Source organism: Gluconobacter sp. P5B12, from assembly GCF_018812035.1.
Taxonomy (GTDB): Bacteria; Pseudomonadota; Alphaproteobacteria; order Acetobacterales; family Acetobacteraceae; genus Gluconobacter.
Genome location: NZ_JACRVV010000001.1, coordinates 706,674 through 733,293, shown reverse-complemented (window position 1 = coordinate 733,293; position 26,620 = coordinate 706,674). Strand labels below are relative to the sequence as shown.

The 26,620-nt window shown below is 58.3% G+C and carries 26 protein-coding genes; 8 read left to right on the top strand and 18 right to left on the bottom strand.

Going from position 1 to position 26,620, the window contains the following annotated elements:
• Window positions 1-8 precede the first annotated feature (8 nt).
• The 4 genes from KP702_RS03340 to KP702_RS03325 all read left to right on the top strand — a co-directional run bounded on the left by KP702_RS03340 (window position 9) and on the right by KP702_RS03325 (window position 4,313).
• Window positions 9-1,874 carry a glycosyltransferase N-terminal domain-containing protein gene (locus KP702_RS03340; RefSeq protein ID WP_202206644.1) on the top strand — a complete coding sequence of 622 codons (1,866 nt, stop codon included), beginning with the start codon at window positions 9-11 and terminating at the stop codon, window positions 1,872-1,874.
• Window positions 1,871-2,854 (top strand): tetraacyldisaccharide 4'-kinase, encoded by a 984-nt coding sequence (lpxK, locus tag KP702_RS03335; RefSeq protein WP_215768494.1) that lies wholly within the window; start codon window positions 1,871-1,873, stop codon window positions 2,852-2,854. Before KP702_RS03340 ends, lpxK begins: the two co-directional genes overlap by 4 nt.
• A complete protein-coding gene (locus KP702_RS03330) occupies window positions 2,851-3,765 on the top strand; it encodes a lysophospholipid acyltransferase family protein (RefSeq protein ID WP_215768493.1) in 915 nt (304 codons plus the stop codon). Before lpxK ends, KP702_RS03330 begins: the two co-directional genes overlap by 4 nt.
• A gap of 164 nt (window positions 3,766-3,929) precedes the next feature.
• Window positions 3,930-4,313: a hypothetical protein gene (locus KP702_RS03325; RefSeq protein WP_202206641.1), complete on the top strand. Its 384-nt coding sequence runs from the start codon at window positions 3,930-3,932 to the stop codon at window positions 4,311-4,313.
• Window positions 4,314-4,428: 115 nt separating this feature from the next.
• Here KP702_RS03325 and KP702_RS03320 read toward each other — a convergent pair whose 3' ends face one another.
• Window positions 4,429-5,709: a penicillin-binding protein activator gene (locus KP702_RS03320; RefSeq protein ID WP_215768492.1), complete on the bottom strand. Its 1,281-nt coding sequence runs from the start codon at window positions 5,707-5,709 to the stop codon at window positions 4,429-4,431.
• Between the two features lie 149 nt (window positions 5,710-5,858).
• Between KP702_RS03320 and rsmI the strand changes: the two genes are divergently transcribed.
• Window positions 5,859-6,692, top strand: coding sequence for a 16S rRNA (cytidine(1402)-2'-O)-methyltransferase (gene rsmI, locus KP702_RS03315; RefSeq protein WP_215768550.1), 834 nt, complete (start codon window positions 5,859-5,861; stop codon window positions 6,690-6,692).
• A 3-nt stretch (window positions 6,693-6,695) separates the two neighbouring features.
• Here rsmI and KP702_RS03310 read toward each other — a convergent pair whose 3' ends face one another.
• From KP702_RS03310 to KP702_RS03300, 3 genes are all read right to left on the bottom strand, one after another.
• On the bottom strand, window positions 6,696-7,328 hold the full coding sequence (locus KP702_RS03310; protein WP_215768491.1) for an outer membrane lipoprotein carrier protein LolA: 633 nt from the start codon (window positions 7,326-7,328) through the stop codon (window positions 6,696-6,698).
• Between the two features lie 127 nt (window positions 7,329-7,455).
• Window positions 7,456-8,832 carry a glutamate--cysteine ligase gene (locus tag KP702_RS03305; protein ID WP_099210279.1) on the bottom strand — a complete coding sequence of 459 codons (1,377 nt, stop codon included), beginning with the start codon at window positions 8,830-8,832 and terminating at the stop codon, window positions 7,456-7,458.
• Window positions 8,833-8,907: 75 nt separating this feature from the next.
• Window positions 8,908-9,648: a 16S rRNA (uracil(1498)-N(3))-methyltransferase gene (locus KP702_RS03300; RefSeq protein WP_202206639.1), complete on the bottom strand. Its 741-nt coding sequence runs from the start codon at window positions 9,646-9,648 to the stop codon at window positions 8,908-8,910.
• Between the two features lie 36 nt (window positions 9,649-9,684).
• On the opposite strand from KP702_RS03300, the gene ubiA reads away from it, so the two are divergent.
• Together ubiA and KP702_RS03290 are read left to right on the top strand one after the other, a co-directional pair.
• Window positions 9,685-10,596, top strand: coding sequence for a 4-hydroxybenzoate octaprenyltransferase (gene ubiA, locus KP702_RS03295; RefSeq protein WP_202206638.1), 912 nt, complete (start codon window positions 9,685-9,687; stop codon window positions 10,594-10,596).
• Between the two features lie 5 nt (window positions 10,597-10,601).
• The gene (locus KP702_RS03290; protein WP_202206637.1) at window positions 10,602-11,270 is read left to right on the top strand and encodes a methyltransferase; all 669 of its coding nucleotides are present in this window, start codon (window positions 10,602-10,604) and stop codon (window positions 11,268-11,270) included.
• Here KP702_RS03290 and KP702_RS03285 read toward each other — a convergent pair.
• The 5 genes from KP702_RS03285 to KP702_RS03265 all read right to left on the bottom strand — a co-directional run bounded on the left by KP702_RS03285 (window position 11,239) and on the right by KP702_RS03265 (window position 17,702).
• Window positions 11,239-12,627: an MFS transporter gene (locus tag KP702_RS03285; RefSeq protein WP_202206800.1), complete on the bottom strand. Its 1,389-nt coding sequence runs from the start codon at window positions 12,625-12,627 to the stop codon at window positions 11,239-11,241. The two genes, KP702_RS03290 and KP702_RS03285, sit on opposite strands and share 32 nt — an antisense overlap.
• A 6-nt stretch (window positions 12,628-12,633) precedes the next feature.
• Window positions 12,634-14,046: a sugar porter family MFS transporter gene (locus KP702_RS03280; protein WP_202206636.1), complete on the bottom strand. Its 1,413-nt coding sequence runs from the start codon at window positions 14,044-14,046 to the stop codon at window positions 12,634-12,636.
• A gap of 185 nt (window positions 14,047-14,231) precedes the next feature.
• Window positions 14,232-15,623: a ribosome biogenesis GTPase Der gene (gene der, locus KP702_RS03275; protein ID WP_046899857.1), complete on the bottom strand. Its 1,392-nt coding sequence runs from the start codon at window positions 15,621-15,623 to the stop codon at window positions 14,232-14,234.
• A gap of 4 nt (window positions 15,624-15,627) precedes the next feature.
• Complete coding sequence (locus KP702_RS03270; RefSeq protein ID WP_202206635.1) at window positions 15,628-17,022, bottom strand: PQQ-binding-like beta-propeller repeat protein; 1,395 nt, start codon at window positions 17,020-17,022, stop codon at window positions 15,628-15,630.
• Window positions 17,022-17,702, bottom strand: coding sequence for a tetratricopeptide repeat protein (locus KP702_RS03265; RefSeq protein ID WP_373687827.1), 681 nt, complete (start codon window positions 17,700-17,702; stop codon window positions 17,022-17,024). Before KP702_RS03265 ends, KP702_RS03270 begins: the two co-directional genes overlap by 1 nt.
• Window positions 17,703-17,856: 154 nt before the next feature.
• Here KP702_RS03265 and KP702_RS03260 point away from each other — a divergent pair, with 154 nt between their 5' ends.
• Complete coding sequence (locus KP702_RS03260; RefSeq protein ID WP_215768489.1) at window positions 17,857-18,159, top strand: hypothetical protein; 303 nt, start codon at window positions 17,857-17,859, stop codon at window positions 18,157-18,159.
• Window positions 18,160-18,166: 7 nt separating this feature from the next.
• Here the strand turns inward: KP702_RS03260 and KP702_RS03255 are convergent, their stop codons facing one another.
• From KP702_RS03255 to KP702_RS03215, 9 genes are read right to left on the bottom strand one after another with little or no spacing between them, the layout of a single operon-like run.
• Window positions 18,167-18,547, bottom strand: a complete 381-nt coding sequence (locus tag KP702_RS03255; RefSeq protein ID WP_215768488.1) for a hypothetical protein — start codon at window positions 18,545-18,547, stop codon at window positions 18,167-18,169.
• A gap of 45 nt (window positions 18,548-18,592) precedes the next feature.
• Window positions 18,593-19,912 carry a dihydroorotase gene (locus tag KP702_RS03250; RefSeq protein WP_215768487.1) on the bottom strand — a complete coding sequence of 440 codons (1,320 nt, stop codon included), beginning with the start codon at window positions 19,910-19,912 and terminating at the stop codon, window positions 18,593-18,595.
• A 33-nt stretch (window positions 19,913-19,945) separates the two neighbouring features.
• Window positions 19,946-21,706: an asparagine synthase (glutamine-hydrolyzing) gene (gene asnB / locus KP702_RS03245; RefSeq protein ID WP_215768486.1), complete on the bottom strand. Its 1,761-nt coding sequence runs from the start codon at window positions 21,704-21,706 to the stop codon at window positions 19,946-19,948.
• Entirely contained in the window at window positions 21,706-22,782 is a 1,077-nt protein-coding gene (locus tag KP702_RS03240; protein ID WP_252348495.1) for a glycosyltransferase, read from the bottom strand. The genes asnB and KP702_RS03240 overlap by 1 nt, the downstream gene beginning before the upstream one ends.
• Window positions 22,783-22,819: 37 nt before the next feature.
• Window positions 22,820-23,728 (bottom strand): glycosyltransferase family 9 protein, encoded by a 909-nt coding sequence (locus KP702_RS03235; RefSeq protein ID WP_215768549.1) that lies wholly within the window; start codon window positions 23,726-23,728, stop codon window positions 22,820-22,822.
• Window positions 23,728-24,414: a DNA polymerase III subunit epsilon gene (dnaQ, locus tag KP702_RS03230; RefSeq protein ID WP_202206629.1), complete on the bottom strand. Its 687-nt coding sequence runs from the start codon at window positions 24,412-24,414 to the stop codon at window positions 23,728-23,730. Before dnaQ ends, KP702_RS03235 begins: the two co-directional genes overlap by 1 nt.
• Complete coding sequence (coaE, locus tag KP702_RS03225) at window positions 24,411-25,016, bottom strand: dephospho-CoA kinase (RefSeq protein WP_202206628.1); 606 nt, start codon at window positions 25,014-25,016, stop codon at window positions 24,411-24,413. Before coaE ends, dnaQ begins: the two co-directional genes overlap by 4 nt.
• 3 nt (window positions 25,017-25,019) lie before the next feature.
• Window positions 25,020-25,850: a shikimate dehydrogenase gene (locus KP702_RS03220; protein WP_202206797.1), complete on the bottom strand. Its 831-nt coding sequence runs from the start codon at window positions 25,848-25,850 to the stop codon at window positions 25,020-25,022.
• Window positions 25,847-26,611: an N-formylglutamate amidohydrolase gene (locus KP702_RS03215; protein WP_202206627.1), complete on the bottom strand. Its 765-nt coding sequence runs from the start codon at window positions 26,609-26,611 to the stop codon at window positions 25,847-25,849. Before KP702_RS03215 ends, KP702_RS03220 begins: the two co-directional genes overlap by 4 nt.
• Between the last annotated feature and the right edge of the window lie 9 nt (window positions 26,612-26,620).

Sequence of the window (26,620 nt, the reverse complement as noted above, 5' to 3'; positions counted from 1 at the left end):
GACTGCTCATGATATCGCCCGCTCGCATGATCCATGTCTGGTTAGGTGCCTGTCTGCGCTCCACCCACTGGAATGTCGGAGGCACCAAACAGGCAAGAGCGCTTCTGACGCAAGCTGATCAGGGAACAGTTCTTGCCCTCTGGCACCGTTCCCTGACACTGGCTCCAGCGCTCTGGTTCTGGGCCCGGGCGATCGAACCACGGGTGAAGCTGCGGGTACTGATTTCCCGTAACGCGGATGGACGCCTTATCGCGGATGCTATTCGTCCTTGGGGAATCATTGGCATTCATGGCTCCACGTCCCGCAAAGGGAAGGACAAAGGCGGCGCGGCGGCACTGAGAGTCGCTTTCCGGGAACTGAAGCAGGGTGCCTTTGTCGCCATTACTCCAGATGGACCGCGCGGCCCGGCAGAGGAGGTTCAGCCGGGCATTCTCGTGCTATCGCGGATTTCCAGACGCCCCATTATTCCGCTGGGTATGGCCTGCAACAGCCTTCGTCTGCCCTCGTGGGACGGCCTTACATTTCCACTTCCCTTTGGGCGCGGGTCTGTCGTGGTCGGTGAACCGCTTCTTGAACCGGATACCGAGACGCTCCGTGTTGCACTCAATGCCGTTGCGGAGCAGGCGGAAGCTAACGTCCGCAATCAAAATCTTTCCGTCATGGATCGGTTGTGGGGGGGCGTTGGCAGCCTTCTGGCTCCTGCTCTGACGATCATGCTGCGGGTACGTCTGAAGCGAGGACGGGAGCTGCCAGACCGCCTTCGTGAAAGAATGGGTCTCGGGGGCGGTCATCGCCCTGAAGGTACACTTCTCTGGATACATGCTGCCAGCGTGGGGGAGACCCTGTGTGCGCGACCATTGCTTGATGATCTTCTGGAAAAGCGCCCGGATCTGCATGTCCTGTTCACAACCGCCACGGTGACCGGCGCAGAAATTGTCAGCCGCCATCCGGAATTCGGGCGCCGCGTCTCTCATCGTTTTATTCCTCACGATGTGCCGCGCTGGTTTGGCCGATTTCTCAAACGTTGGAAGCCGGACGGTGCTGTCTTTGTAGAAAGTGAACTCTGGCCCGGCATCATTGCAGCCTGCTACCGCAAGGCTATTCCCGTCATGCTGGTCAACGGTCGCCTCTCGGATCGCTCGGCTCGCCGGTGGAAAAAAGCCTCAAGCCTGACTGGACGCATGTTTTCTCGCCTTTCCTGGGTTGCAGCCCGAGGCCCGGAAGATGCGGCACACTTCCGCTCCCTAGGCACCAAAGCCGTTTATGAAGATGGAGACCTCAAACAGGACGCTCCTCCTCTGTCATGCGACTTCGCTGAATTGGAACGACTTCAGGACGTGATTGGAAATCGTCCGGTTTTCGTCGCGGCTTCGACTCATCCTGGTGAGGAGGAACTGGTGCTGGCCGCAGCAGCGCTTGCCAGAGAAAAACAACCCGACCTTCTGACGATCCTCATCCCCCGGCATCCAAAACGCGGAGAGGAACTGGCTTCGCGCTTCGATCTGCCCCGACGATCCGTTGGGCAGGAGCCGAACAACAAGACACATGGCTGGATTGCCGACACATTAGGGGAACTGGGTCTGTTCTACAGACTCGCAAATTGCTGCTTCCTCGGCAACTCTCTCGCGGGGAAAGGCGGTGGCCATAATCCTTTCGAGCCACTTCGCCTGGGCATTCCAACGGCAACCGGCCCTCTTATGGAAAACTGGCGGGAAGCGGTTAGCCTGCTGCACGATTATCTTCACATCGTTAAGGATATCGATAGTCTGAGCCAGTGGATCACTGAACCTCATGTCACGCCTTCACCCGCAGTGCTTCAGCGCTCCGTGGTGTCCAGACTAAGCCCCCGCATTCTGGAGACACTTGAACGATGAGACTACGGGCTCCGCGATTCTGGTCCGTCCCGAGGGTAGGCCTTGCGGCATTCATGCTGCGCCCTTTGGCAGGAATCGCGACCCGTCTGACCCGTCGCCGCATGACCCGCGAAGGCTATCGAGCCGTAGTCCCGGTACTATGCTGCGGCAACGTGACTGCTGGGGGCACGGGGAAAACACCCCTGACACTGGATCTGGTCCAACGACTGAAAGATCGTGGACATTCTCCCCATATTCTCAGCCGCGGTCATGGTGGCAGAGAGAAAGGGCCGCTGGAGGTCAATCCGGGACGTTCGAGCGCCCGTGATGTTGGCGATGAGCCTCTTCTTCTGGCAAAAGCCGCGCCAACATGGGTCGGAGCAGACCGGGCCCAGACCGCGAGACTGGCGGTTGGCCAAGGCGCTGATTGCCTTGTGATGGATGATGGTTTCCAGAACCCGGGCCTTCACAAGGACCTCTCGGTGCTGGTCGTGGATGGTGTCGTGGGGTTTGGCAATGGACAGGTCATGCCCGCCGGTCCTCTGCGTGAGCCGGTGCTGGATGCTCTGAAGCGTGCGCAGTGTGTGGTCATCATCGGGGAAGACCGTCACGGGCTGCTTCTTACCCTTCCCCCGTTCCTCTTCAAAGCTCAGGCCAGACTGGTTCCGGGCCCTGAAATCCGCGGTCTGCAAGGCCGGAGAGTTGTCGCTTTCGCGGGGATCGGCCGCCCCGATAAATTTTTCATCATGCTGCAGGATGCAGGAGTCTCTCCTGTTCGCTGCCTTCCCTTTCCGGATCATCATGCCTACTCGGCCAATGACATCCAGCGCCTTGAAACGCTGCGTCGGGAATCCGGAACCACGCTCGTGACCACAGCCAAGGATGCGGTCAAACTTCCTCCCGCTTTCCGGGCGCAGGTCACCGTCATCAACGTTGAGCTTCTTTGGGCGGACCCAAAAGCGCCGGACCATATTCTGGATCTTCTGTTCCCTCACTCATGACTTCAATTCCACATCGGGCGGAAGCCCTGCTTGTGCGCGTCCTGCTGGGCTGGCTGCGCATTCTCCCCCCTGCGGCCGCGTCCACACTGGGTGGCTCCGTTGCACGCCATATCGGACCTCTTATTCCCGTCTCCAGAGTGGCCGACCGAAACCTGCAACTGGCCATGCCACAGCTGACCAGGGAAGAGCGGCGCGGTATCGTCAAAGACTGCTGGGAAAACCTGGGGCGCACCGTGGCGGAGTTTCCGCATGTGGGCCGATTGAAACAGAACACGCCGACGGGACCAGGATGGCGTGTTGAAGGATCAGAATATCTGGAAGCCGCATGCGCAACGGGGCGCCCGATCATTTTCTTTTCCGGCCATATTGGCAACTGGGAACTCATGCCCCCGGTCGTCGCGCGATTCGGGATGCCCTTTGCTTCCTTCTATCGGGCAGCCAGCAATCCGATTGTAGATTCCATCATCCACGCCCTCCGCCGCCGAGCCATGCGCATGGATGTTCCGATGTTCCCCAAAGGAGCACGTGGAGCACGGTCTGCGCTGAAGCACCTGTCTCACGGCGGGCATTTAGGCGTGCTCGGCGACCAAAAAATGAATGATGGCATCGAGGCCCGTCTTTTCGGCCGCCCTGCCATGACAGCCTCTGCAACCGCCGTGTTTGCCCTGCGGCATAAAGCCTTGATTGTAACCGGACATGTGCGCCGCGAAGGGCCTGCCAGACTGGTACTCGTTGTGGATCCCCCCATTGATCCACAGCCTACCGAGAATCGTCAGGCAGACGTGTTGGCACTGACACAGCAACTCAATGACCGGCTTCAGGAGTGGATAGAGCAAGAGCCGGGTTCGTGGCTCTGGCTTCACCGGAGGTGGGATAAGGCGCTGTATCGGAATATGACAACAACATGTTGAGCTATGCAATTTTTGCATGGCAGATTTGTCACAGTAGAGAAAGTTTATGTCGCCGGAAGCCGTTTTGGCGTCATTTTAGATTGTGAAAGGGGCCGTTTGGATTTTAGCCTGACCTTATCGCAATCCACGGGCTCCCCCGCCCCGCTCTGATGAGGACTTTCCTGATGGCGCAGGCAACTCCCCTATACGATCTTTCACCCGTTTCGATGGGCGGTAATGTCGTGACGTTGAGGCAGGGTGTTCTCCCTCGTCATCGCGAATATCTGTCGCGGTGGCTGGAAGCCGGAATGCGGATGGGTCTCTTCGATGCAGAAATCACACCGACGGATTCCGGGATCACGAATTTCGATGGAACGACACCCATTGAGCATGTTCTGGTCTGGGTCCGTGAGAACCCGGATCCAGCCTACATGCTCCGCCCGCAAGGGATGCGCTGGGTGCTGATCGATCATCTACGCAATCATGAACTGGGCAGCTATGCCAGCTTTGAACTGGCTCTTCACACCATTCGCCCGGTTCTGCCGCTGGCCGAGACCTACGCAGCCTGATCTGCACGGTCAGGATTGCCCCTGACACGCCAGTTGGCTTTCAAGAAAAGCCATAAAAAAACACGCGCCAATCACCATGGACGCGTGTTTCTGTTTCTGAACCAGCAGTATTTTCTCAGCTTGGACGGATCGCAATGTCCCGTGATGCTGGAACAACGATGCGGGCACCACCGCCACGCTGAATCTGGAAAATGGCCAGCGCGCGAGTGACATGACCATCAGCGCGCAGGCGGAACAGGCCATCCACGCCCATATAGCCGTCCGGACGGGTCAATGCCTGAACGGTCGGGCCTCCCTGCTTCATCAGATTGCCGGCAAGAGCTGCGGCATCATAGGCGAAATCCGTCACAGGTGATGGCGCCTGATGATAAACCGCTTTGTATTGGGCCACGTACCCATTGCGATCCTTGGCATCGGGCGCAGCATACCAGGCCCCATGCAGGGCACTGAGCTTGCCATCGAATGCCTTCCAGAGTGCTGGCCCCATGATCTGCACCTGATCTGACGTCACTTGGTCAGCGTGTAGCGCAGTGATGATGCGCCCTAGCTCCATACCGGTATCTGCCAGCAGAAGAGCATCAAACGGAGGGGGCGGCACCACTGGCGCAGCAACTGGAGTTGCTGGTGGCTGCGCAGGCGTTGTCGAGTCGGCAGGCGAATCGGCGGCAGGATCAACAGCCGATGGACCGGTCGGCGTCGAAACCACAGGTGCCGGCGGCTGGCGATTGGCGATATCTGAAAGGGATTTCAGGCCATCATCGATGGTTTGTGCGTCTGTGGAATGGAAAACAATCTGAGGATCTTTCAGCCCATCATCCCGACAGGCCCGCTGCAATCCTTCTGCCATAGCGTGCCCCAAAGCATTATCCGGCAGGAAGGCTGCAAAATTCTTACGGCCTGTTGCACGTGCAGCATCCACCATCCGGCGAACCTGCTGCTCCGGTGTCAGGCCCATCACCCAGACGCCAGAACGAGCCTGCGTGGAATCGCTTGTAAACGCTAGAACAGGCTTGCCTGCTTCAACAGCCAGCGGTGCGAGAGCCGCAGTTTCTGTAGCCGTTAGCGGCCCCAGGAGCATGGCATCGCCACGCGTCAGGGCGTCATGGGCAGCCTGAGCTGCGCCACCGGCAGCGTTGCTGTCATGAACGTCCAGCACAGGCGAGCCTTGTGAAGACAGAGCCAGCTTGGCTGCATCACGCATTCGCGCACCGATGGCACCGTAGCGTCCCGTCAGGGGAAGGATAAGGCCAACGTCATGCGCGCCAGGAGCCTGGCCTGAGCCGGGAATTCCACCCACGCCAGATGTCAAAGAGGAGTTTCCGCCGGAGCAGGCGGCCAGCGTCAGGAAAGTTCCTGCGGCCAGCCCAGTGCTTACACCCTTGCGCAGACGGCTCATCGGTCCAGAATAGACCCTTGAGTTCGTCACCGAGGATGCAGATGTCCGAAAAGTCATGTTCCGCTGAAACTCCCTTGAGCGATACGGCTGAAACGTTAACGGCCGCCCCGCCTTCGGAGCATGGCCCGAGAGTGGGGGGACAACTGATATTGGTTGCGACACCGATCGGCAACCTGGCCGATATCAGCGAGCGCGCGATTGAAGCCTTGAACAGTGTTGAAGCTATTTTATGCGAAGATACACGCGTTACGGCAAAATTATTGATGTCGCGCAACATCTCCACTCCCACACGAACGCTTCATGATCATAACGAACAGGATCGCGCACCGTTCTTTGTGGAAAAAATGGTGGCTGGTGCCAGCTTCGCCGTGGTGTCAGACGCAGGTACTCCGCTTGTCTCGGACCCGGGCTATCGGCTCGTCCGGGCAGCAATCGCCGCTGGCGTTCATGTTACGGCCATCCCGGGCCCGAACGCTGTCATCACGGCTCTGACCCTTTCAGGCCTCCCCCCTCTTCCCTTCATGTTTCTCGGCTTTCCAGCGCCACGAAGCGAAGCCCGCAAGACAGGCTTCGCGACGCTTCGGGCCTCAGAACAGGCTGGCGTTCGTTCCACACTGATCTGGTATGAAGGGCCGCACCGCCTCGTCGAGACACTGGAAGACCTGATCACTGTCTTCGGCCCTGACCGTGAGGCAGCGGTTGGCAGAGAACTAACAAAACGCTTCGAAGAGATGGTGCGGGGAACGTTGGCGGAAGTGCTCGCCCATTTCCAGGAAACCGCACCACGAGGGGAGATCACGCTCCTGATCGGCCCCTCAGCGGAAGACGATAGCGGAGCAGATGATCTGGATACGCATCTCCGCGAAGCGCTGACCAGTCATTCGGTGAAGGATGCGGCCACTCTCGTGGCGGGAATTATCAAACTGCCCAAGCGCACGGTTTATGCCCGCGCACTGGAGCTTTCCCGCGAAACAAAGGACTGAACGTCAGTCCTCAGACTTCGGGAGCGTGAACAGAGATTGGGATACGCTCCCTCCCGTCCTGATATCTGACAGGGCGATGCGCGTTGTTCGGCCCTGAGCATCCACGACTTCCCACCCCAGAAGAGCAAGTGGCGCTTCGGAGAACATAAGGGTCAGATTCCCCTCACCCGGGTTGTCTGTTTTTTCAACTTGAAGGTTGATCTGACCGTTCTTACGCTCAAATCCTGTCACCGTGACATCGCCCGAGAGCTTCAGATCAGGCCGTAGCAGCAAACCGAGGGGAGTACGGTCCAGCGGCATGACCGTTACCTGTCCGACGCTCCGATCCTGAAAAACGACCTTGCCATCATTGGCGACAAGAAGAAGCGGGCTGGGACTGTCATAGTCGAAGCGCATCCGCCCCGGACGATCAAGCGTCGCTGTCCCGGCAACAGCTTTCCCATCTGGTGCAATTTGTTGAAACCGCGCCTGAAGCGTTGTGATCTGCGCCAGCGTATCCTGAACGCGCGCGACCCAGCCCTGATCCACAGGACGGAGTTGCGCGGGAACGGCCTGAGCCATGGCAGGCAGCGGAAGGGCTGCTACGGATATGAAAGCGCTGGCTACAGCCGCGCGGAAGAAAAGACGGTTCATCATGCCTCTGGAACTGCCGATCAGGTCATGGGTTGCAAAAAGCTTCGCACCTGCATTCCATAACGTGTTCCTGCACAAACCGGAAACTGATCGCAGCAGGGCTTAACGCCCTACTCCAATACGTCTGACTTTAGATCGATGCTTCGCGGAACAGCGGCTTCACATTTCCGCCCCATGCACCTTCATACAGGGCAAGCCAGTACTCAGCCTGGTTGGGACCACCATCTGCAATCAGATGCAGCGGGTCCAGGAACTGTGCTTCGTTGCGAACACGGGCACGAAGTCCCTGCTCCGCGAGAGCCACAACGCGCTTTGCCAGCGCTTTCAGGCCCCCGGGGAAGTCAGCCTGCATGCCTTTGGCAGGAACATCCGCACGGAGTTGCTGATAAACCTCCCAAGGCTGTTCCAATACCAGCTTTTCAGCGGCTTCCAATGTTGCGGCATCGTAGAACAAGCCAACCCAGAGCGCAGACTGGGCAACCATCATCTCCGGACGACCGGCGTCCGCGCCACGCATCTCAAGGAACTGCTTGAGGCGCACGTCAGGGAAAACAGTCGTGAGGTGATCCTCAAAATCACCAATAGTCGGCGTCAGACCGTCCAGAGCGGGCTGCGCACTACCTTCCAGCCAACGCCGGAAGGAGCAGCCGCTGGCATCAATGTTTTTCCCGTCCCGAGCGACGAAATACATCGGCACATCCAGCGCCCAGTCCACGTATTTCTCGAAGCTGAAATCTTCTGCAAAGAACAGCGATGGCTGACCTGAACGCTGATTATCGGTATCGGTCCAGATACGGGCGCGATTGGAAAGGAAGCCGTTTGCTTTGCCTTCCACAAAAGGCGAATTCGCGAACAGAGCCGTAGCCAATGGCTGAAGCGCCAGCGATACACGCATCTTGCGAGCCATGTCGGCTTCATCACCGAAGTCCAGATTGACCTGCACAGTGCAGGTCCGCGTCATCATATCCAGGCCCAGCGTGCCAACCTTGGGCATATAACTGCGCATGATGGCGTAACGACTCTTGGGCATCCACGGCATCTCGTCGCGCGCCCAGAGCGGCTGGAAACCAAATGGCAGAAAGCCCAATCCGAGTTCAGCAGCAGGACCGCGGATCAGATCGAAATGCTCCTGCATCTCGCTCTGCGTTTCCTGCAAAGAGACAACCGGCGCACCAGAAAGCTCGAACTGTCCAGCGGGCTCCAGAGAAATGGACCGCCCTTTCTGGCTGTTCTGCCCTGCCAGACCGATCAGCGCCTCACCGTCGTGGATAGGGGCCCAGTCCGGCCCCTCCAGTTTCCGCAGCAGCGCACCAATACCTTTGGGTTCATAAGGCGGCGCTGACAACGGTGTACGCCCATCATCCTGCCCCGGCAGTACAAAGCCGAACTTCTCGTGTTCGGTTCCGATCTTCCATTCGGACCGCGGCTTGGAGCCCCGTTCCAGAACCTCGACGAGTTGCGCCCGATTCTCGATCGTTGCGCTATTAGACGTGCCGGGATTGGACATGGCGGTTTTGCCTCGATTTGCGATCGTTGTTCGATATTGATTGAACTTGTAGCACCTCAGACTGTCCTGTCACCCTCAGGCGCCACGACGCAGTGCAAGTCGCGCCAGTCCGGCGCAGACAGCCGTCTCGGCGCGCAGCACCAACGGCCCCAGTGTCAGTGCATGAACAGCAGGATGCTTCTGAAGCATCGCCACCTCTGGATCGGAAAAGCCACCTTCAGGCCCAATGAGAAGAGCAGATGCGACCAAAGGACCATCCGCCCCGGGACGTCGCTCAAGAGCCGCAAACAGCGGCTTGTCTTCAGGCCATTCCGCAAGAACGGATTTCAAGGGCTCCAGCGGCTGGATTTCGGGAATATCCAGCCGCTCGCATTGTTCAGCAGCTTCACTGGCAATCAGGGCAAGACGGTCGAGGTTCAGGCGGTGCGTGTTGGTTCGTTCGGTTACGACGGGCCGAAAACACGTCACCCCGAGTTCAGTCCCCATCCGAATAACGAGTTCTGTTGCATCCCGCTTGAGGGGCGCAAACAGCAGTTCCACACCCTCTGTGACCTGAGGTGCGCGCTCTCGCGTTCCCAGCCGCACTGTTCCCTTGTCTTTTCGCAAGGTCTGGATGATGGCGTTCCACTCTCCATCGCGCGCATTAAAGACACGTACCGGATCTCCAGGGCTCTGCCGCATGACATTGCCAAGATAGTGGGCCTGACTGGCGGGAAGAGGAAGTTCCAGCCCTTCCGTGAAGGGAACATCCGGCACTTCAAGATAAAGACGGGGATCAGATCGGCTCATCCTTTTCCGATAGCGCGCAACAGCCATTGACGGAAGCGCATCTGCCCCTCATCACGTGCTTTGATGAGTGAAACCCGCCCCCATACCGATATCAGCCTGACAGGCTGGACCGGCCGCCTGCCTGAACCTTGGCGGTCCTACGCACTTTTGGCCCGACTGGATCGCCCAGTTGGGACATGGCTGCTGTTTCTCCCTGGGGTTTGGGGATTGTTCCTTGCACCAGATGCGCCACTCGGACTCCGAATTGTCTACACGGCCCTTTTTGCATTCGGCTCACTCGTTATGCGCTCTGCCGGATGTGTGGTTAATGACATCTGGGACCGCGATATTGATGCCAAGGTTGCTCGAACCGCGGGCCGTCCGCTTGCCAGCGGTGCGCTCTCCCTGAAGCAGGGCCTTAAGCTGCTGGCCTTTTTACTACTGTGCGGTCTGGGCGTTTTGGTGTGTCTGCCGCGCACATGCTGGCTTCTGGCGCCCTTTGCTTTGCTGCTTGTGGCGCTCTACCCCGCGGCGAAACGTGTGACGTGGTGGCCACAACTCGTCATGGGCTTCACGTTCGGTTTTGGTGCGCCCATGGGCTATGCCGCAGCAGGGGGCGGCCTGGATGGAAATGGCGCGCTGCTGTATGGCGCTGTCATCCTTTGGCAGCTTGGCTTCGATACCATCTATGGCTTCCAGGACATGGAAGATGATGCCCGCATCGGTGTTCGCTCCACGTCTCGCCTTATGGAAAAGCGCGCTCAGCCCTTTATTGCCACCTGCTACAGCCTGATGCTTCTGGCGCTGGGACTCGTCGCCATTCATGCCCATCTGCATCTGGGGTTCTGGCTGTTCTTCCTGATTGCAGGTGGCCTCCTTCTCCAGCAGGCCCGCACGCTGAACCCATACGATGCGCCAAACTGCCTGCGACAATTCAAGCAGAACGTTCCAATCGGTTTCCTTCTGGCTCTGGCCTTTATCTGCGGAAGACTTTGAACATCATGTCAGTCAGACTGCAGGACCCCGCGGCATTTATCCGCGAGAATACGGCGGTCGAGACCGCCAGCCTTGTTCCCGAAATTCCCCTGCATCTGGCAACAGACATCACTCCCATCTGGCAGGCCAGCGAAGCCTTCCTCGAAGCGCACGGTATTGAGCCCCCGTTCTGGGCATTTGCATGGCCAGGTAGCCAGCTTATTGCGCGATACATTCTGGATAATCCGCAGCGCGTTGAAGGCAAAAGAGTTCTGGACGTGGCGTGTGGGTGCGGATTAGCCGCCATTGCCGCCGTAAAAGCGGGTGCGTCCACTGCTGCGGCCAATGATATTGACCCTATGGCTCTCGAAGCAACGGCCCTTAACGCTACGCTCAATGCCGTGACAGTAGTGCTTTGTCCGGGCGATCTTGTCGGATCGAAACCGGACTGTGATCTGCTGGTGATCGGAGACGTCTGTTACAACGAGGCTATGGCTGCACGCATCATGCCATGGCTGCTGGAATGTGCCCGGCACTGCGAAGTCTGGCTCTGTGATCCGGGTCGCCATTACGCCCCAAAGCTGGATCTGGACATTCTGATTCAACAGAAAGTCCAGACCACTCAGGAGCTGGAAAGTACCGATCAGCGAACGACGACGCTCTTCAGTCTGCGAGGTATTTCCGCCCAAGACTAAGGGCAGATCCCGTTAGCGCGGCGATCATCGCGCCTCCAAGGCAGATGAACGCTGGATATGGGAAGATCGTGAAAAGAGCTGCAACGAGCAGCGCACCCGTCGTCTGGCCACCCAGCCGAGCGACGGACAGCATGCCGCTGGCCCCACCTTCCCGCCCAGCCGGCGCAGACACCATGATGGCCCGATTGTTGGGTGGCTGGAAAAGCCCGAACCCACATCCAGCCAGAAGGGTTCGCCACGCGATCGCAGCGTTGCTCGCGTCCAAGGGCAACAACCAGAGCAACATAAATCCGAATGCTGTCAGGAGCAGTCCGAGCGAGGACAGAACCGAAGCGGGAAAGCGGTCAGCAATCTTTCCAACGACAAAAGACATCACCGCGACGCCAACAGCCCAAGGCGCAATCAGCAATCCAATCGTGGAATCTCCACGATGAAAAGCCGATGCCAAGGTGAATGGCATGGCGACGATGTAGAGGTTGGACGCTACAAAACCGAGAAACCCGACCAGGCACGCTAACAGAAAAGGCCGCCGCGCCAGAAGATCCACCGGAACAATTGGCTCACGCCGTCCCTTTTGATACCGTAGAAGCAGCCACCAGCAGATGATGCCCGCTCCCGTGAGCAACGATCCTGGTAGAAAATCGCCATGCATCAATCCGTCCAACCCGATGCCGAGCAAAGCGAAGGATGCTACGGTCAGAAAGGAACCCGGAATGTCTGCCTGCGTCTCGCTCCGCGGTGTCTGTGGCAACGCAAAATGGGCCATGACGAGAGCGGCAAGTGCGAGTGGAAGATTGATCCAGAAGATCCAAGGCCACGTTGCGACCGAAAGGACGATCGACCCAATCGTCGGGCCAAGAGCGACGCCAATCCCAACAAACAGACCGTTCAGAGCAATGCCCTTACCAAGCTCTGCATGAGGATAAATGAAGCGTACGAGCGCAATATTTACGCTCATGATGCAGGCGCCACCCACACCTTGAAGGGCGCGTGCCAATGTCAGTTCCAGCAGGTTCTGGGACAGGGCACAGCCAACCGACGTAATGAGGAATAGAAAAATCCCAATCTGGCTCATGCGGGCAAAGCCTACTCGGGAGCCAAAAGACGCGAGTGGGAGCAGACAGGACAGATTGGCGAGCTGATAAGCGTTCACCACCCAGATCGCGCGAGACGACGGCGCATTCAGATCATGGGCAATGGAGGGAAGCGCCACGTTTGCTATGGCGTAATCCAGAACGGAGAGAAGCAGCCCGAGAAGAACGGCTGACATGGCTTTGGCACGCTGGGCTCCGTAGAGCCCAGCGTGCCGTTGAGGGTCGACGCCGAGATCACTCTCATCCGCCGCCTTGGCTTTCATCACGATTTAACGTCCCAGATTTCTAAGTTTCTTGCCCGAAAACAGATTGGCCTCAATCGTCTCCAAAGAAACACCTTTTGTTTCCGGAACCATCATGAGCGTGACGAGAACAAAAAGTCCATTGAACGCTGCAAACATAATGAATGTTGATGCTGCGCCCATAGCCACCATGATCATGGGAAAAGTCTTAGAAATGGCCCAGTTTGCAGCCCAGTTCGTAACCGTTGAGCAGCCAATTCCAAAATCACGTCCGCGCGTTGGCTGAACTTCAGAACACAGCGTCCAGACCAGCGGGCCTTCTCCAATAGCGAATCCGGCGACAAACAACAGAACAAATCCACACAGTGCAATCTGTGCCTCAAAGCTTGAAGCCCCGACCGCCAGCAATGCGCCCACGCCAAGGAGCGCAAACCCTGCAATTGCACAACTTAGAATGAGCAGCGGACGACGCCCCCACTTGTCCACGCAGGCAATGGCAACACCCGTCAGGATCATGTTCGTCAGACCAACGAGTGTCGTGGCCCAGATGGACGCGTTAACCCCGAAATGAGCGGCCTGAAAGACCCGTGGCGCGTAATACAACAGTGCATTGATACCCGTGAGCTGCTGCATGACCTGCAGCAGCATTCCAAGATAGACAGAGCGACGGAAATTGGGGTTGCTCCGGAAAAGACCCAAGCCAGCGTCACTGCTTTTGTGAAGACGAGCCTGGATATCGGCGAGTTCAGCTTCTGCCACTTCTTCGTCAGATCGAAGACTATTGAGCACACGACGCGCATGGTCCTTGCGTCCCTGCATCATCAGCCAACGCGGGCTGTGCGGCAGAATCAGAACAATGCCTAGGAACAGCGTGGCAGGAACGGCCATGATCCCCAGCATCCAGCGCCAATGCTGACCTGTTGCCAGCAGACTGTCAGACACAAAGGCCAGGAAAATCCCGAGCGTGACCATGAGCTGATAGAATGAAATCATGGACCCGCGAGCAGATTCCACCGTGATTTCAGAGATGTAGAGAGGAGCGGCGAACGCAGCCAAGCCGACAGCAAGCCCCAGAAAAACGCGCCCTATAATCAGCACCAGAGCCGAAGGCGCCAGCGCGCACAGTAATGTTCCCACAAGAAACAAAACCGCGGCCACAAGCATGGCTCCTGTCCGGCCATAACGGCTGGAAATCCGTCCAGCGACAAGAGAGCCGAACGCCGCCCCCGCCATCATCGAGGATACGATCCACCCCTGCAAGGCATCACTCGCGTGGAAATCTGTAGCGATAAAGGGCAAGGCGCCAGCAACAACGCCGGTATCGAGACCGAACATCAGGCCAGCGAGAGCGGCCATGATACCCAATGCCGTGGCGCGCGCCGTGCTGCGTTGAGACTCTCCTGAGGAGCCTTCACTGCGAACCGCAGCAATCCCGACCATAATCTGTAATCCTCATCTCTAACTCAGGCCTGACGTAGGGCTTGGCGGCCTTTCTAGGGCCGAACACCATGCACCGCCATAGGCTGGCAGGGGATTAGGTATACGAAAATGGGGAGTTTTGCAGTCCGGTAAAGCGATTTTGTTCCGCTATGCGTTCATTGCATAACGGAACAAAAAAACAGCTCTTACTTGTCCGCGTAAGGATTTGTCGTCCCGCGAAGCTGGATGCGAATGGGCACACCAGGCATATGAAATGTCTCGCGCAGCCCGTTCACCAGATAGCGCTTGTACGCATCAGGCAGCATTTCTGCTCGGGTACCGAAAAGAATGAATGTCGGCGGACGAGCCTTCACCTGCGTCATATAACGCAGCTTGAGGCGGCGTCCATCAACCAGAGGCGGCTGGTGACGGTCCAACATTGCTTCGAACCAACGGTTCAGTTCACCCGTCGTGACGCGCGAATTCCAGACTTCATAGGCCTTACGCACCGCCGGAAGAAGGCGATTAACGCCTGCCCCGGTCAACGCCGAAAACGTTACCACCGGGATGCCACGAACCTGAGCAAGGGACGTCTCGATCCGGTCTGAAATGGCCTGACGTGTGGCAACGCGATCTTCAACAGCGTCCCACTTATTGAGAGCCAGAACGCAGGCGCGGCCTTCCTTCTCAATCAGACGGGCAATTTGAAGATCCTGCTCGTGCACACCCAGTGTGGCATCGATCGTCAGCACGACGACTTCTGCCATTTTCAGCGCTTCGATAGAGGCGGAAACAGACATGCGCTCAAGATGCTGCTCAACGCGGGCACGCTTACGCATCCCTGCCGTATCAACAAGCTTGATCGGACCGTGTTCGTCATGCAAATCGACGGAAATCGAATCGCGGGTCAGACCGGCTTCGGGGCCGGTGATCATCCGCTCTTCACCGAGAAGGCAATTCAGAAGCGTGGATTTGCCTGCATTCGGGCGCCCAACAATCGCCAGATGAAGTGGGCCAGCCGGACGTTCTTCAGGCTCTTCACCCTCTTCCGGCTCCTCGTCACGGCGACGACGGCGCTCCTGCTTCGGCGCACCGGGAAGACGATCGACGATCTCTCCCATGAGGTCACTAATGCCCTCACCATGTTCGGCAGACAGCGCCAGAGGCGTGCCCAAACCCAGCGAGTAGGCCTCAAGTGCGGAATTGGTCCCAGCCTGCCCTTCTGCCTTATTGGCAATCAGCAGAACCGGACGGTTCTGACGACGCAGCCAGTTGGCAAAATGAGCGTCAGTTGGCGTGATACCGGCGCGTGCGTCGATGCAGAACAGCACCAGATCTGCCATGGAGACGGCAGATTCGGATGATGCACGCATACGACCGAACAGCGTGTCCGGCGCAGCTTCTTCGAGGCCCGCCGTATCAATCACACGGATGCGGCGACCACGCATGTGGGCTTCGCCCTCCTTACGGTCACGCGTCACACCGGGCTGATCGGAGACGAGCGCCTGACGACGCCCGACAAGCCGGTTGAAAAGAGTGGATTTCCCGACATTCGGGCGCCCGGCAATAACAACTACGGGCAGATTCTCAGAGGTCATTCGTTCAGCCATAGGCCCGCAGAACAGCATCCTGGGACAGCGTCAGAACCAGACCGTCACAGACGATCGGCTGAACCTGGCATGGAGCCGTGGTTTTACGGGTCGATTCAATTTTGCCGGTTACGGCATCAACAATCACCATGCCTTCCTGCGGCAGGGTAGAGAAACAGACCAGCTTGCCGTTTACGAGCAGAGGCCCCACCCACTGGATGGCGTCCTTCTGCACTTCCTGTCGGCGGAAGCGGCGAAGCTGGGTAATCCAGCGTACGTGGCCGGACAGACGGTCCAGACAGGCAAGCTGCTGATCGGTGGACAGGACAAACATCCAGTCCCCGCAGATTGTCAGGGGCGTCTGGCCACTGACTTCGCGCTCCCACAAGCGACGTCCGGAGCGCATATCCACAGCCACAAGAACGCTGGACATGGAAATGGCATACGCCGTGCCGTCCTTGATGACCGGAGCCCCGCGGATGCAGGAGAAATCCAGCATGGCGCCCATACCGTTGGCACCGCCAAGGCTATCGCTCCACACCATTTCACCGGAAGCCGCACGGAGGGCTACGAGGTCGCCACTGCCGAAGCCTGCCAGAACCACACCATCTACGATAGCCGGGGCAGCCTGACCGAAGATGACGGTGTCCGCACCCGTTGCCTGATACGTCCAGACCTGTCGGCCCGTGGCAGCCTCAAGTGCATAAAGACGCTCGTCAATCGTCCCGAAAACAACAAGACCATCAGAAATCGTAGGAGCAGATCGACCGGGTGTGCCGAGATCGACAGTCCACTTGATCTTGCCGCTGGCAGCATCGACGGCCAATGCCTGCGCAACGCCATCCACAATGTAGAGGGTCTCTCCATCAAGTGCGACGCCGCCACCAATATTGGTAGAGCGGGACTTTCGGGGAGCTGGCTGATGAGACCAGAGCTGCTTCATGCCCGGCCACGTCCACGCCTTCACCACGCCCTGTGCATCCGTGGTGAAAATCCGACCATTTCCGATCACCGGAGGGGACTGAATGGCCCCGCGGCTGTTCGGCATGATCGCCACCATGGACAGGAAGCTCGTCGGGTTCACCTCGGCGCCGATGGAACGGCTCCACTTGAGGTTAGACCCGCTCCAGACGGCATTAACCGCAACATGGTCCGGCGTGCGGTCAGGCTGAAGCCATTCCGTCACGGACTGCGGTGCAGACAGTGTGATGGGCGTATGATCGTCGGGATCGACGGTCAGACCCGCACCAGTGGAAAGCACGTCAACGCGATGGCCAGCCAACATGGGCTTCTCATCATCGTTGAACAGACTGCATCCGCCCATCGCGGTCAGAGCGGCGCCAGAACAGGCAACACGAAGCATCGAGCGGCGGTTCATAGACGCAGAAAAACGGTCAGGACGGCGCATTAACCAGCGTCTCCAAAGGTTTCGAGAAGGGCCTGTGCCCGTGCACGAGCCCCTTCAGGTGCAGATACACTTCCAACAATCTGCGTCAGAAGGCGGCGAGCCTCTTTCTGCTGGTCAGCCGTTGCGTTTGGACGGAGATCCAGAGCGACGAGACCTTCCTGAGCCAAAGCGGACCAGGCACCCCCATTCTGCGCAAGCGCTTCATAGCCGGGACGTAACGTCTTCGGGTCTGCCGTATTGGTCTGAGCATTCAGAACCATGTAACGCGCCATATCCTTCAGGGCAGGCTCGACGACAGAATCGGAAGAGACACTGTTCCAAGCCTTCAAAGCAGAGGCCAGATCGTGATCCTGCATCTTCAGATCTGCCAGACGCAGGGCGGCATAAGACCGCACGCCAACAGGCCCATGATCTGCCAGATCCTGAAAAGCGGCTTCGGCTTTCTGTGTGACAGCCTTGTCGTGCTTGGGATCAGCCAGCGTCTCCAATGTATTGAAATACTGGGCTGATGCAGCCTGCTGGGCCTGCTTCCGGGCGTGATTCTGCCATTCCCAGACACCGCCGCCAATCGCTCCCACGACGACAACACCTGCCACAACAGCACCCCATCGGCGCGCAGCTGCCCGTAGGCGCTGAAGCCGAATTTCTTCGTTCACCTCTGTGATGAAATCGTCCGCCACCTGGTCCCCTGCTGGATCGGTCTTGTAAAGTTCTTGCGGAACCATACAGGCGCCGCACGTTTGCGGCAAACGCTTCGCTTGAGAAGCTGTTACCAAAAGAAACCGGCCACCAATTTAGGGGTTCCTTAACCCCTGCCGGATAATGCTGCCGGACATGAAAAACCCAGCTTTTCTTCTATTGTCGGTTCTAGTCTTTTGCGCGCTCGCCGGGTGCGCGCCGGACCGGATTGCCTCTGCCATCACCGGAAAAGACTGCAATACAGCCTATCTGTATGATGACGAAAGCTTTTGCTCCCGTCCGGTTGGGCCACCCCCGCCCCAGCCATACTGCACCACCAGTTTTGAGGGCACGGAATGCTGGGCAAGGCCGGACCTGATGCCGAATGTCGCGCGCCAGACCTATGAAGGCCCGACTTCTCTAACGCCACAACAGAATCAGGTGCGGATGGGCCAGTGAAAACCCGTCAGTGATGTCCGAGCTTGCGTCCCGCAGCAGTCAACTCAGAGGAAAGCTTCTGAAATGACCCTGCGATGTGAGTCTGGACGGCCGCACTGGCAGAATGAATCCGTGAAATTTTCGCGCTAGCTTCCTGGCTGATGGCAGTCTCTTCACGGTTCGCCTGCCCGGAAACGCATGCATTGTAAGCTCGCGCTTCTTTCTCATAGGCTGTCACACGGTCCACGCTCTCGTTGTACTGGGCAACGGTCCCGGCCTTCACGACTGGAGCTTCCGGCTCGGCACCACATTTCGGTGCACTCCAGCCGGATTCGGCGGCTCCTGCTGTTCCAAATGCAAGCGCGGACAGAAGGGACAGACCGCAGAACGCGGCAACGGGGCGAATCATAAAACTCTCTTTCATGGTCGAAGCGTCGCGCGCCCTACGCCCCGATCAAGGCGCAAATTTGGCAAACCGTCCCGTCGCTTCACCAATCACCTCATCATCCTGCATGACCACCGTTCCACGAACGATGGTTGCCATCGGCCAACCCGTTACATGCGTACCGTCAAATGGTGTCCATCCTGCAGGAGAGACGATCCAGTCGTTGGTGATCTCCCGCTGAGCCTTCATGTCCACAAGCGTGAAATCGGCGTCGAAACCGACAGCCATGCGGCCCTTGGTCTGAAGCCCATAGACGCGGGCTGGCCCAGCGGACATCAGATCTACCAGACGTGCCAGAGACAGACGGCCTGCATTCACATGATCAAGCATAACCGGAACAATAGTCTGCACACCTGTCAGACCAGCCGGGCAATTCGGCCATGGGCGTTTCTTTGCGTCCAATGGATGCGGCGCATGATCTGAAGACACAACATCGACGCGACCATCCTGGATGGCCTTCCAGCTCGCATCGTAGTGATAGCGATCCCGCAAAGGCGGGTTCATCACGGCAAGGCCACCCAGCTTTTCGTAGCATTCCGGGCCAACCTGAGTGAGGTGATTGACCAAGACTTCAACCGTTGCAACATCCCGGAAATCAGCCATATAGGCGAGCTCTTCCGCTGTAGATGTGTGGAGGATATGAGCAGGACGCCCCGTCTTGCGGGCAATCGCCATGATGCGGCGCGTTCCCAGAAACGCGCATTCCACATCCCGCCAGACACTATGTGTGGCGTAAGGCTGGCCTTCATGGAACATCGGCTTGCGTGCCTGCAGGCGGTATTCGTCTTCGGAATGAAAACAGACACGACGGTGGCCGGAACGCATGACGGCTTCGATACCTTCGTCGTCCTCGATCATCAGGTTGCCGGTGGAAGACCCAGCGAAAACCTTGATGGCACAAACCCCTGGCTGCTGCTCCAGCATGGCAAGGTCGGGTGTGTTATCACGGGTCGCCCCAATGTACATTCCGACGTCAACATGAGCGACCTTGCTGATGTGCTCGCGCTTCCAGTCCAGCATCGCCTTGTCCGTCACGCTGGGTGAGGTGTTCGGCATGTCAAAAACCGTTGTGACACCGCCCAGAGCCGCCCCGCGCGTTCCGGTTTCAAGGGTTTCCACCGCGGCATTTCCGGGGTCACGCAGGTGAACATGGCTATCGATCAGGCCAGGCAGAACATGCAGCCCTGTCGCATCAATGACCCTGTCAGCCTCATCGTCATGTGAAACGGACAAAGAAGCGATGCGGCCGTTTCGGACACCCAGATCGGCCTCCGCTTCTCCCCATGGGAGTACACAGCGGCCACCCCGGATAATCAGATCGTAATGCATAGTCTGTCCTTGTTAGTCTGATGGAAACCGCGCTTAGCAAGAGCGGGAAAGTGTCTCGAAAACATCTCCGTCAGCCGGAATGCCTTCAACATGGTGTCGAAACCACAAAGCGTAGAACAACAGCGTCCAGGCCTGCCGGGCGTGACCGCGCTGTGTCGCTGTTGAGAAAATACGTTCGACCTTTTGTGAGGCCATAATGTCCTGGATGCAGGACTGCTGTGCGACCATCGGACCCAGTCGTTGAGACTGCTTTTCGATCCAGGGCCCAACAGGCACGGTGAAACCCTGCTTTGGAGCAAACGGCTTTGCCTGTGGAAGAGCATCCTGAAGCCACCGACGCAGGAGCCACTTGCCGTATCCATCCCGCACTTTGAAATGATCCGGGAGAGACCAGACAGCCTTGGCCACAACAGGGTCTAACAGCGGTGTGCGTCCCTCAGCAGAATGCGCCATCAGGCAGCGGTCCAACTTGAGCAATAAATCATTCGGGAGCCATTCGGCGATATCAAGCGCCTGCACTGCGGGAAGCCCCGTCAAACGCTGGGACAGTTCCATGGCCGCGAGCCCAGCGCGCCACTGACGCCCCTGTCCTGGCACACAACGACCAAACGTGCCCGAACGCCAGGGTCCTCTTCCGCCGCGCCACCACGGCTTCATGGCCCGACGATAGCGCCCATATCCGGCAAAGAGTTCATCTCCCCCCTCGCCGCTCAGGATCACAGTGACGTCCTTGCGCGCTTCCTGCGCCAGAAACCACGTTGGAATAATCGCGTAATCTGCCGCAGGATCATCCATGCAGGCCACAATGGCAGGCAGATGGGACCAGACCATTGCTTCTGTGACGGTCAGAACATGATGATCTGCACCAACCGAAGCCGCCAATGCTGCTGCATCGGCAGATTCGTCCGCTTTTCCAGTGTCAAAGCGCGCCGTCCAGGTCATGGGGCGCGGTAGCCCGAGTTTATGAGCGGCAGCGAGAATGGCAGAACTATCAATTCCGCCCGATAGAAACAGTCCCAGAGGAACATCGGCCCGAAGGTGCGCATGAACACTGTCGGTCAAGGCGGCATCTAGCCTGCGCAGAGCCTGCTCGTCCGTCAGGTCAGTGGGGATGGTTTCCGTGGCTTCCTGCAAAGCGTGGCGACGACGCGATTCAACGATTCGCCCATCCACAATCCGCAGGGTTTCACCCGGCAACAAGCGCCGTATTCCCGGGAAAACTGTTTTTTGCCCGGTTGTGAACTGAAGCTGGAGCAGTTCATTCCGCGCCTTGCTCCTGACCCGCCGGACACCAAATCCTCCGGCCAGCAAAGCCTGCGCCTCCGAGGCGAAAGCGATTCCACCTTCGTATTCCGCAATATAAAGTGGCTTGATGCCGAACGGATCGCGGGACAGCAGCATTTCGTGCTGGCCTTGCTCGTTCTCAACGGCGGCGATAGCATACATGCCACGCAGTTCGTGCGTGTAACCCGTTCCATCTCTCAGCCAGAGGTGCAAAGGCGGCTCACAATCGCTCCTGGTCTGAAAACGATCAGCAGGAAACGTACTGCGAATGTCCGGATCGTTGTAAATCTCTCCATTGGCAATCAACGCCGCATTCCCAACTCGAAAGGGTTGGGTTCCGCCAGCAATATCCACGATGGACAGACGACGATGTCTCAGCGCGGCGCCCGTAAGATCCAAGCGCCCTTCCCCATCCGGCCCACGATGAAAAATCGCAGCAGACATTCGTTCCAGCGCGGCTTTATCAGGCGCTTTTCCGGGCAGACACGACAGACCGGCGATTCCACACATCAGGTCAGCTCTCCGTCCAGAAATTCGGACCAGCGGGCCATCACAACATCCTGTGCAAACTCGCGCTCGAACCGGACACGACCATTATGTCGCAAACGCAGGGCAAGAGCTTTATCTTCCAGAATATTTCCGATCTGGGCAGAGAGGGCTTCAGCATCCTCAACGGGAGCAAGAAGGCCATCGTCGGTCCCGGAAAGAATTTCCTGAGGCCCCTGAATAGCACTTCCGACAACAGGCACCGCTGCTGAAAGACCTTCAATCACGACATTTCCAAGCGGCTCGATCCGCGATGGGCAAACCATAACATCACAGGCCCGCAACCATGGCCCACTCTCCGCGACCCACCCCGGAAGATGAACACGGTCTGAGAGATTTTCGCTTCGGATCAGCGCTTCCAGCATCGCACGCTCCGGACCTTCCCCCGCAATGACGAGGTGCACGCCTGGCAGACGGGTCATGGCACGGATCAGAACATCAAACGCCTTGTTTTCATGCAGGCGCCCTAGAGCCAGCACAAACGGAACATCGGGAGGCAGGAAATCCGGGCGTACCGGCGTCACAGACGCAAAATCTGTCGCAAAATTTGGTAGGTAATGAACGCGATCCGCAGGCCATCCCTGGGCTTTCATCCAATCTGCCAAACCACGCGTATTCCCAATCAGATGCTCGCAGCGCCGATAATTGGACAGATCGTAATATCCGCCCAGACGCCCCGCTGTCCGCCAGGGACCAGTCGGCAGTTTGCGCGCCGCACGGCTCATCCAGGCCACAACGACATCAGGCTGAAACTCATGCAGGTTCCGGAGCAAGTGCGACCGCGTTCTGACATCCAGAGCGCCACCAAATTTGAACGTATGTGTGTCGACGCGAGCGGCACGAAGACGATCTTCCCGCGCTGCATCATGGCGAATCAGGGCGCGAACGGAACGCTCATCCTGGGTTTGAGCCATGGAAAGGCGCTCAAAAAACAGTTCCGCCCCGCCGCGTGCCGACCCCGCCATGACATGGGCCACTCTGGCTTTGCGCCCGGAAAAAGACGGCGACACCATAGGCGAAGGCTGGAAAGAAACGCTCATACTTTCTCTATCGGCCATGCGGAGCAGCGCTTCAAGGTCACGTCCTGAAGGTGTTGGCATTTCCTGCCAGAATGGCTTTGGCGACATCCAGAACGGCTTCGACCGTCAGATCCTCCAACGAGGCTTTCCCTTCCGGCCCGGGAGCCGCGATCGCGAACGCTTCAGTGCCCGACGGAGCATATTCGGACATACGGGAGGGCCCAAACAGACCAAGCGTAGGCGTTCCGGCAGCGGCGGCCAGATGCATGAGGCCTGAGTCATTGCCTACAAAGAGCGCACAACGAGCAAGGAGCGCTGCCACCTCTCCGAGAGACCTGTCTCCGCCCAGGTCCAGCGCCTCCGGGAGCGCTTCCAGAACAGGCTTGGCCCGTTCCTTTTCGGCATCTCCCGGCCCATAAAACAGAACAGGTCGCATCCCCTGACGACGCAGGCCCTCAGCAAGCGCGACAAATCGCTCTGGAGGCCAGATTTTGCCATCCCAGTTCGCCGTTGGCCCCAAAGCCAGCCAGGGGCCACCCGCAAGCAGGTCTTCTGCAGTTTTGTCATGCTGTCTGGACGTCCAGACACGCGGCATCGGGGTTTTGTGACGGCCAAGCGCATCACGAAGCTGCTCGATCTTGCGTCCGTCCCGACGCCCCCCCTGAACGATCAACCTTCGACGCGTTCGGAGCGTGAGGCTGAGGAGGGAACCCCGCAGATCCACGACCATAAACCAGCGCGTTCGAACGCAGGTAGACCAGAGGTCCAGCCAGTGTCGATCGTGGCGGCGTTTTTCAAGAGTAATAACCCGCTCACAGCGAGGATTTGGTTCGAACAACCCTGCCGCGACCGGTCCACAGACAACGGTAAATACAGCTGCCGGATAGCGTTTTTGCAGAGCATCCAGCACACCGGTGGAAATAACGGCATCGCCAAGCCTGTTGGATGTGATGAACAGGATCTTCATCAGTCGCGACGCCACACTGGGTCCTTCAGATCGTCCACAAAAGCTGTATGAGCAGCCAGCTCTTCTGCACTCGGAAGCGCCATTTTCCGTGGGGTCCGGTTTGCGAGCATATTGCCCGCTTCTGCAATACTGCGGCTCCGTGAAGGTCCAGCCAGTCCAAGCCCGCGCTGGCGGCCGCCCATCAGTTCGACATACACTTCCGCCAGCAATTTGCAGTCCAGCAGAGCGTTATGAGTTCCGCGCTGGGACAGGTCGATGTTGAGGCGGCGACACAGCGCATCAAGGCTGGCGGGCATACCCGGATATTTTTTGCGCGCCATTTCGACAGTATCGATCGCACGACTGGCGTAATCCAGCGGCGCGCGGCCACATTTTTGCAGCTCGGCGTTCACGAATTTGAAGTCGAAGCGCGCGTTATGCGCGATCATCGGGGCATCGCCGATAAACTCCAGAAATCCGTCTGCGATTTCTGGAAACTTCGGCGCACCCTCCAGATCTTCAATCCGAAAACCATGCACCTTCGTAGCCTCGGCCGGAATGTCGCGCTCAGGGTGCACCATAACGTGGTAATAATTGGTCGTCGGCAGATCATCGATTAGTTCGATGGCCGCGATTTCGATGATGCGATCGCCCTGATCCGGGTCAAAGCCTGTGGTTTCCGTATCGAACAGGATCGAGCGTTTCATGAAGCCTCGCGCAGACGGTGCAAAAGAGCGCGAACCTGCCGGGCAGCAGATCCACGGGAAAGGCCGGTTCGTATCACGATGTGTGCCCGGCGTCTGCGTTCGTGGTCCGGCATTTGCCGTGCGATAAAGGAACGTGCTTGTGCCTCGCTCATTCTGGCACCCGTTTTCCCGCGCTGATGAATACGGGACAGGCGTGTTGCCATTGGGGCCTCAACCACCACCACCACATCGCATTTCCGGTCTTCCCCGATTTCCATCAGGAGCGGAATATCCAAGACACAGAACGGTTCTTTTCGCGCACGACAGTGACGCAGGAACCTCCCGCGCTCGGCTTTTACAAGCGGATGCATGATGGCCTCCAACGCTTGAAGCGCGGCGACATTTCCAACCACAGCCTGACGCAGAGCCATACGATTCAGAACGCCGCCCTGCACTGCAACAGGAAAGACGCGGGCAATGGCGGGGAGCGCCTTTCCTCTTGGCCCCTGGAGGGTCCGTACAACAGCGTCCGCGTCAAAAACCGGCACACCGGCCCGACGAAACAGAGCGGCGACTGTACTTTTCCCCGCCGCCATTCCGCCTGTCAGACCGATGATTTTCATGGGTTAGCGCAGACTTGCAGCCAGTAGATTAAAGGTTGCCTCATCGGCTTCCGGGTCTACTCCGAACCAGGATCGAAACCCTGCCCGAGCCTGATGAATCAGCATCCCGAGACCATCAACCGTTTGCAGATCGGCAGCTTTTGCCGCTTTCAGGAGCGGTGTCTCCCGCGGAGTATAAACAATATCTGTCACGCACAGGCTGGACCCGGCCTGCCGCAGCATTGCATCCCAGTCTATGTTGGCTTTGCCGTTCATACCCAGCGACGTTGCATTGACCAGAAGTGAACAGCCCGGAAGGAGAGACGGCCAGTCATACCACTCGACAGCTTCCCCTCCCTTCAGGGCCTCGACCATCGCTTCGGCGCGCGCCATGGTTCGGTTCGCGACTACAACCTCACAGCCGCGATCCAGCAGTGCAGCCGCAACAGCGCGCGCTGCGCCTCCAGCCCCCAGGATTAGCGCTCGGCCGGACAAGGTGACGCCATGCGCGGTGAGGTTGTCACAAAAACCCGTACCGTCAGTGCAGTCACCGATAATCTGACCATTCTCAAAACGCACCGTATTAACGGCTCCCGCACGCCTGGCGGTATCCGTCATGCTGTCGCAGGCTCGCATCGCGGCTTCCTTGTGCGGAATCGTGACGTTCACGCCCTGAAAGCCCGCTGCAGCCAAGCCCTTGAGAGCAGCCTCAAAATGTTCCGGTCGCGTGGGGAGCGGCACATACGCCCCGTTCACATCGTGAACCCTGCACCAGTGATTGTGCAGCATGGGCGAACGGGAATGCTCTACGGGCCATCCCATGACACCAGCAAGTTTTGTATGTCCGTCAATCATGCAGCCAGTGTCTCCCAGACCTGAGGCAGAAGTCTTGCGAGACGCTCCGCCCATGCACGTTGCCCCTCCTCATCCGCAATAAGGTCCTGTCGAAGTTCAATTTCCAGATAGGGCAACCCGTTTGCTTCTGCATGCCGGGGGACTGTGTATTCGTTGGTATCGGTCAGGACGTAAGGCTCGTTGTCTCCAACGCAAAGATCACCTTCTGCCCGCAGAGTATCGATCATCGCACGAGCCATCCGGCTATCCTTGTGATGAAGAATGCCGATCTGCCAAGGGCGCCGAACACCCGTCATTTCCGGAGTAAAACTGTGCAGGGCAATCAGCGCCGTCGGGCGCGATGTCCGTTCCGCCAGAACCTCGGCAATTGCATCGTGATAGGGATGAAGGATTTCGCGCTCGCGCCGTGTCCGGCAATGAACAGGTGCTTCACTGTTTCCTGGAACGTAGGTCCCATCACTGACATGGGGCATGGATGTCGGGTGACCCGGCGCACGATTACAATCGATGACCAGCCGGGAATAGACCTGCTCAATCAGGGGAGAGCCCAGCAGGTCACGCAGAAACCGCCCTACCCCGACGATTCCGATGTCCCATGCAATATGCCGGTGCCAGTCCGGTTCCCTGACGCCCAGAAACTCCAGTGCTTTGGGAACAGCTTTTCCCGCATGGTCACTCACCAGCACAAACGGTGACGGCTGGGTCTCGGGGAACAGGAGGAACGGTGCCGGATCATCGGCACCCAGCAGAGAAAGGGACATCGACTCTTT

Bases quoted from the DNA above. Each gene is read 5' to 3' on its own strand.
- KP702_RS03215 (WP_202206627.1), bottom strand. From the start codon at position 26,611: ATGTCCCTTTCTCTGCTGGGTGCCGATGATCCGGCACCGTTCCTCCTG.
- KP702_RS03330 (WP_215768493.1), top strand. From the start codon at position 2,851: ATGACTTCAATTCCACATCGGGCGGAAGCCCTGCTTGTGCGCGTCCTG.
- KP702_RS03240 (WP_252348495.1), bottom strand. From the start codon at position 22,782: ATGAGCGTTTCTTTCCAGCCTTCGCCTATGGTGTCGCCGTCTTTTTCC.
- KP702_RS03235 (WP_215768549.1), bottom strand. From the start codon at position 23,728: ATGAAGATCCTGTTCATCACATCCAACAGGCTTGGCGATGCCGTTATT.
- KP702_RS03220 (WP_202206797.1), bottom strand. From the start codon at position 25,850: ATGATTGACGGACATACAAAACTTGCTGGTGTCATGGGATGGCCCGTA.
- ubiA (WP_202206638.1), top strand. From the start codon at position 9,685: ATGAGTGAAACCCGCCCCCATACCGATATCAGCCTGACAGGCTGGACC.
- KP702_RS03340 (WP_202206644.1), top strand. From the start codon at position 9: ATGATATCGCCCGCTCGCATGATCCATGTCTGGTTAGGTGCCTGTCTG.
- KP702_RS03260 (WP_215768489.1), top strand. From the start codon at position 17,857: ATGAAAAACCCAGCTTTTCTTCTATTGTCGGTTCTAGTCTTTTGCGCG.
- coaE (WP_202206628.1), bottom strand. From the start codon at position 25,016: ATGAAAATCATCGGTCTGACAGGCGGAATGGCGGCGGGGAAAAGTACA.
- KP702_RS03280 (WP_202206636.1), bottom strand. From the start codon at position 14,046: ATGGTCGGGATTGCTGCGGTTCGCAGTGAAGGCTCCTCAGGAGAGTCT.
- KP702_RS03270 (WP_202206635.1), bottom strand. From the start codon at position 17,022: ATGCGCCGTCCTGACCGTTTTTCTGCGTCTATGAACCGCCGCTCGATG.
- dnaQ (WP_202206629.1), bottom strand. From the start codon at position 24,414: ATGAAACGCTCGATCCTGTTCGATACGGAAACCACAGGCTTTGACCCG.
- asnB (WP_215768486.1), bottom strand. From the start codon at position 21,706: ATGTGTGGAATCGCCGGTCTGTCGTGTCTGCCCGGAAAAGCGCCTGAT.
- KP702_RS03290 (WP_202206637.1), top strand. From the start codon at position 10,602: ATGTCAGTCAGACTGCAGGACCCCGCGGCATTTATCCGCGAGAATACG.
- KP702_RS03320 (WP_215768492.1), bottom strand. From the start codon at position 5,709: ATGAGCCGTCTGCGCAAGGGTGTAAGCACTGGGCTGGCCGCAGGAACT.
- KP702_RS03285 (WP_202206800.1), bottom strand. From the start codon at position 12,627: ATGAAAGCCAAGGCGGCGGATGAGAGTGATCTCGGCGTCGACCCTCAA.
- KP702_RS03300 (WP_202206639.1), bottom strand. From the start codon at position 9,648: ATGGCTGTTGCGCGCTATCGGAAAAGGATGAGCCGATCTGATCCCCGT.
- KP702_RS03325 (WP_202206641.1), top strand. From the start codon at position 3,930: ATGGCGCAGGCAACTCCCCTATACGATCTTTCACCCGTTTCGATGGGC.
- der (WP_046899857.1), bottom strand. From the start codon at position 15,623: ATGACCTCTGAGAATCTGCCCGTAGTTGTTATTGCCGGGCGCCCGAAT.
- KP702_RS03305 (WP_099210279.1), bottom strand. From the start codon at position 8,832: ATGTCCAATCCCGGCACGTCTAATAGCGCAACGATCGAGAATCGGGCG.
- KP702_RS03250 (WP_215768487.1), bottom strand. From the start codon at position 19,912: ATGCATTACGATCTGATTATCCGGGGTGGCCGCTGTGTACTCCCATGG.
- KP702_RS03255 (WP_215768488.1), bottom strand. From the start codon at position 18,547: ATGATTCGCCCCGTTGCCGCGTTCTGCGGTCTGTCCCTTCTGTCCGCG.
- lpxK (WP_215768494.1), top strand. From the start codon at position 1,871: ATGAGACTACGGGCTCCGCGATTCTGGTCCGTCCCGAGGGTAGGCCTT.
- KP702_RS03310 (WP_215768491.1), bottom strand. From the start codon at position 7,328: ATGATGAACCGTCTTTTCTTCCGCGCGGCTGTAGCCAGCGCTTTCATA.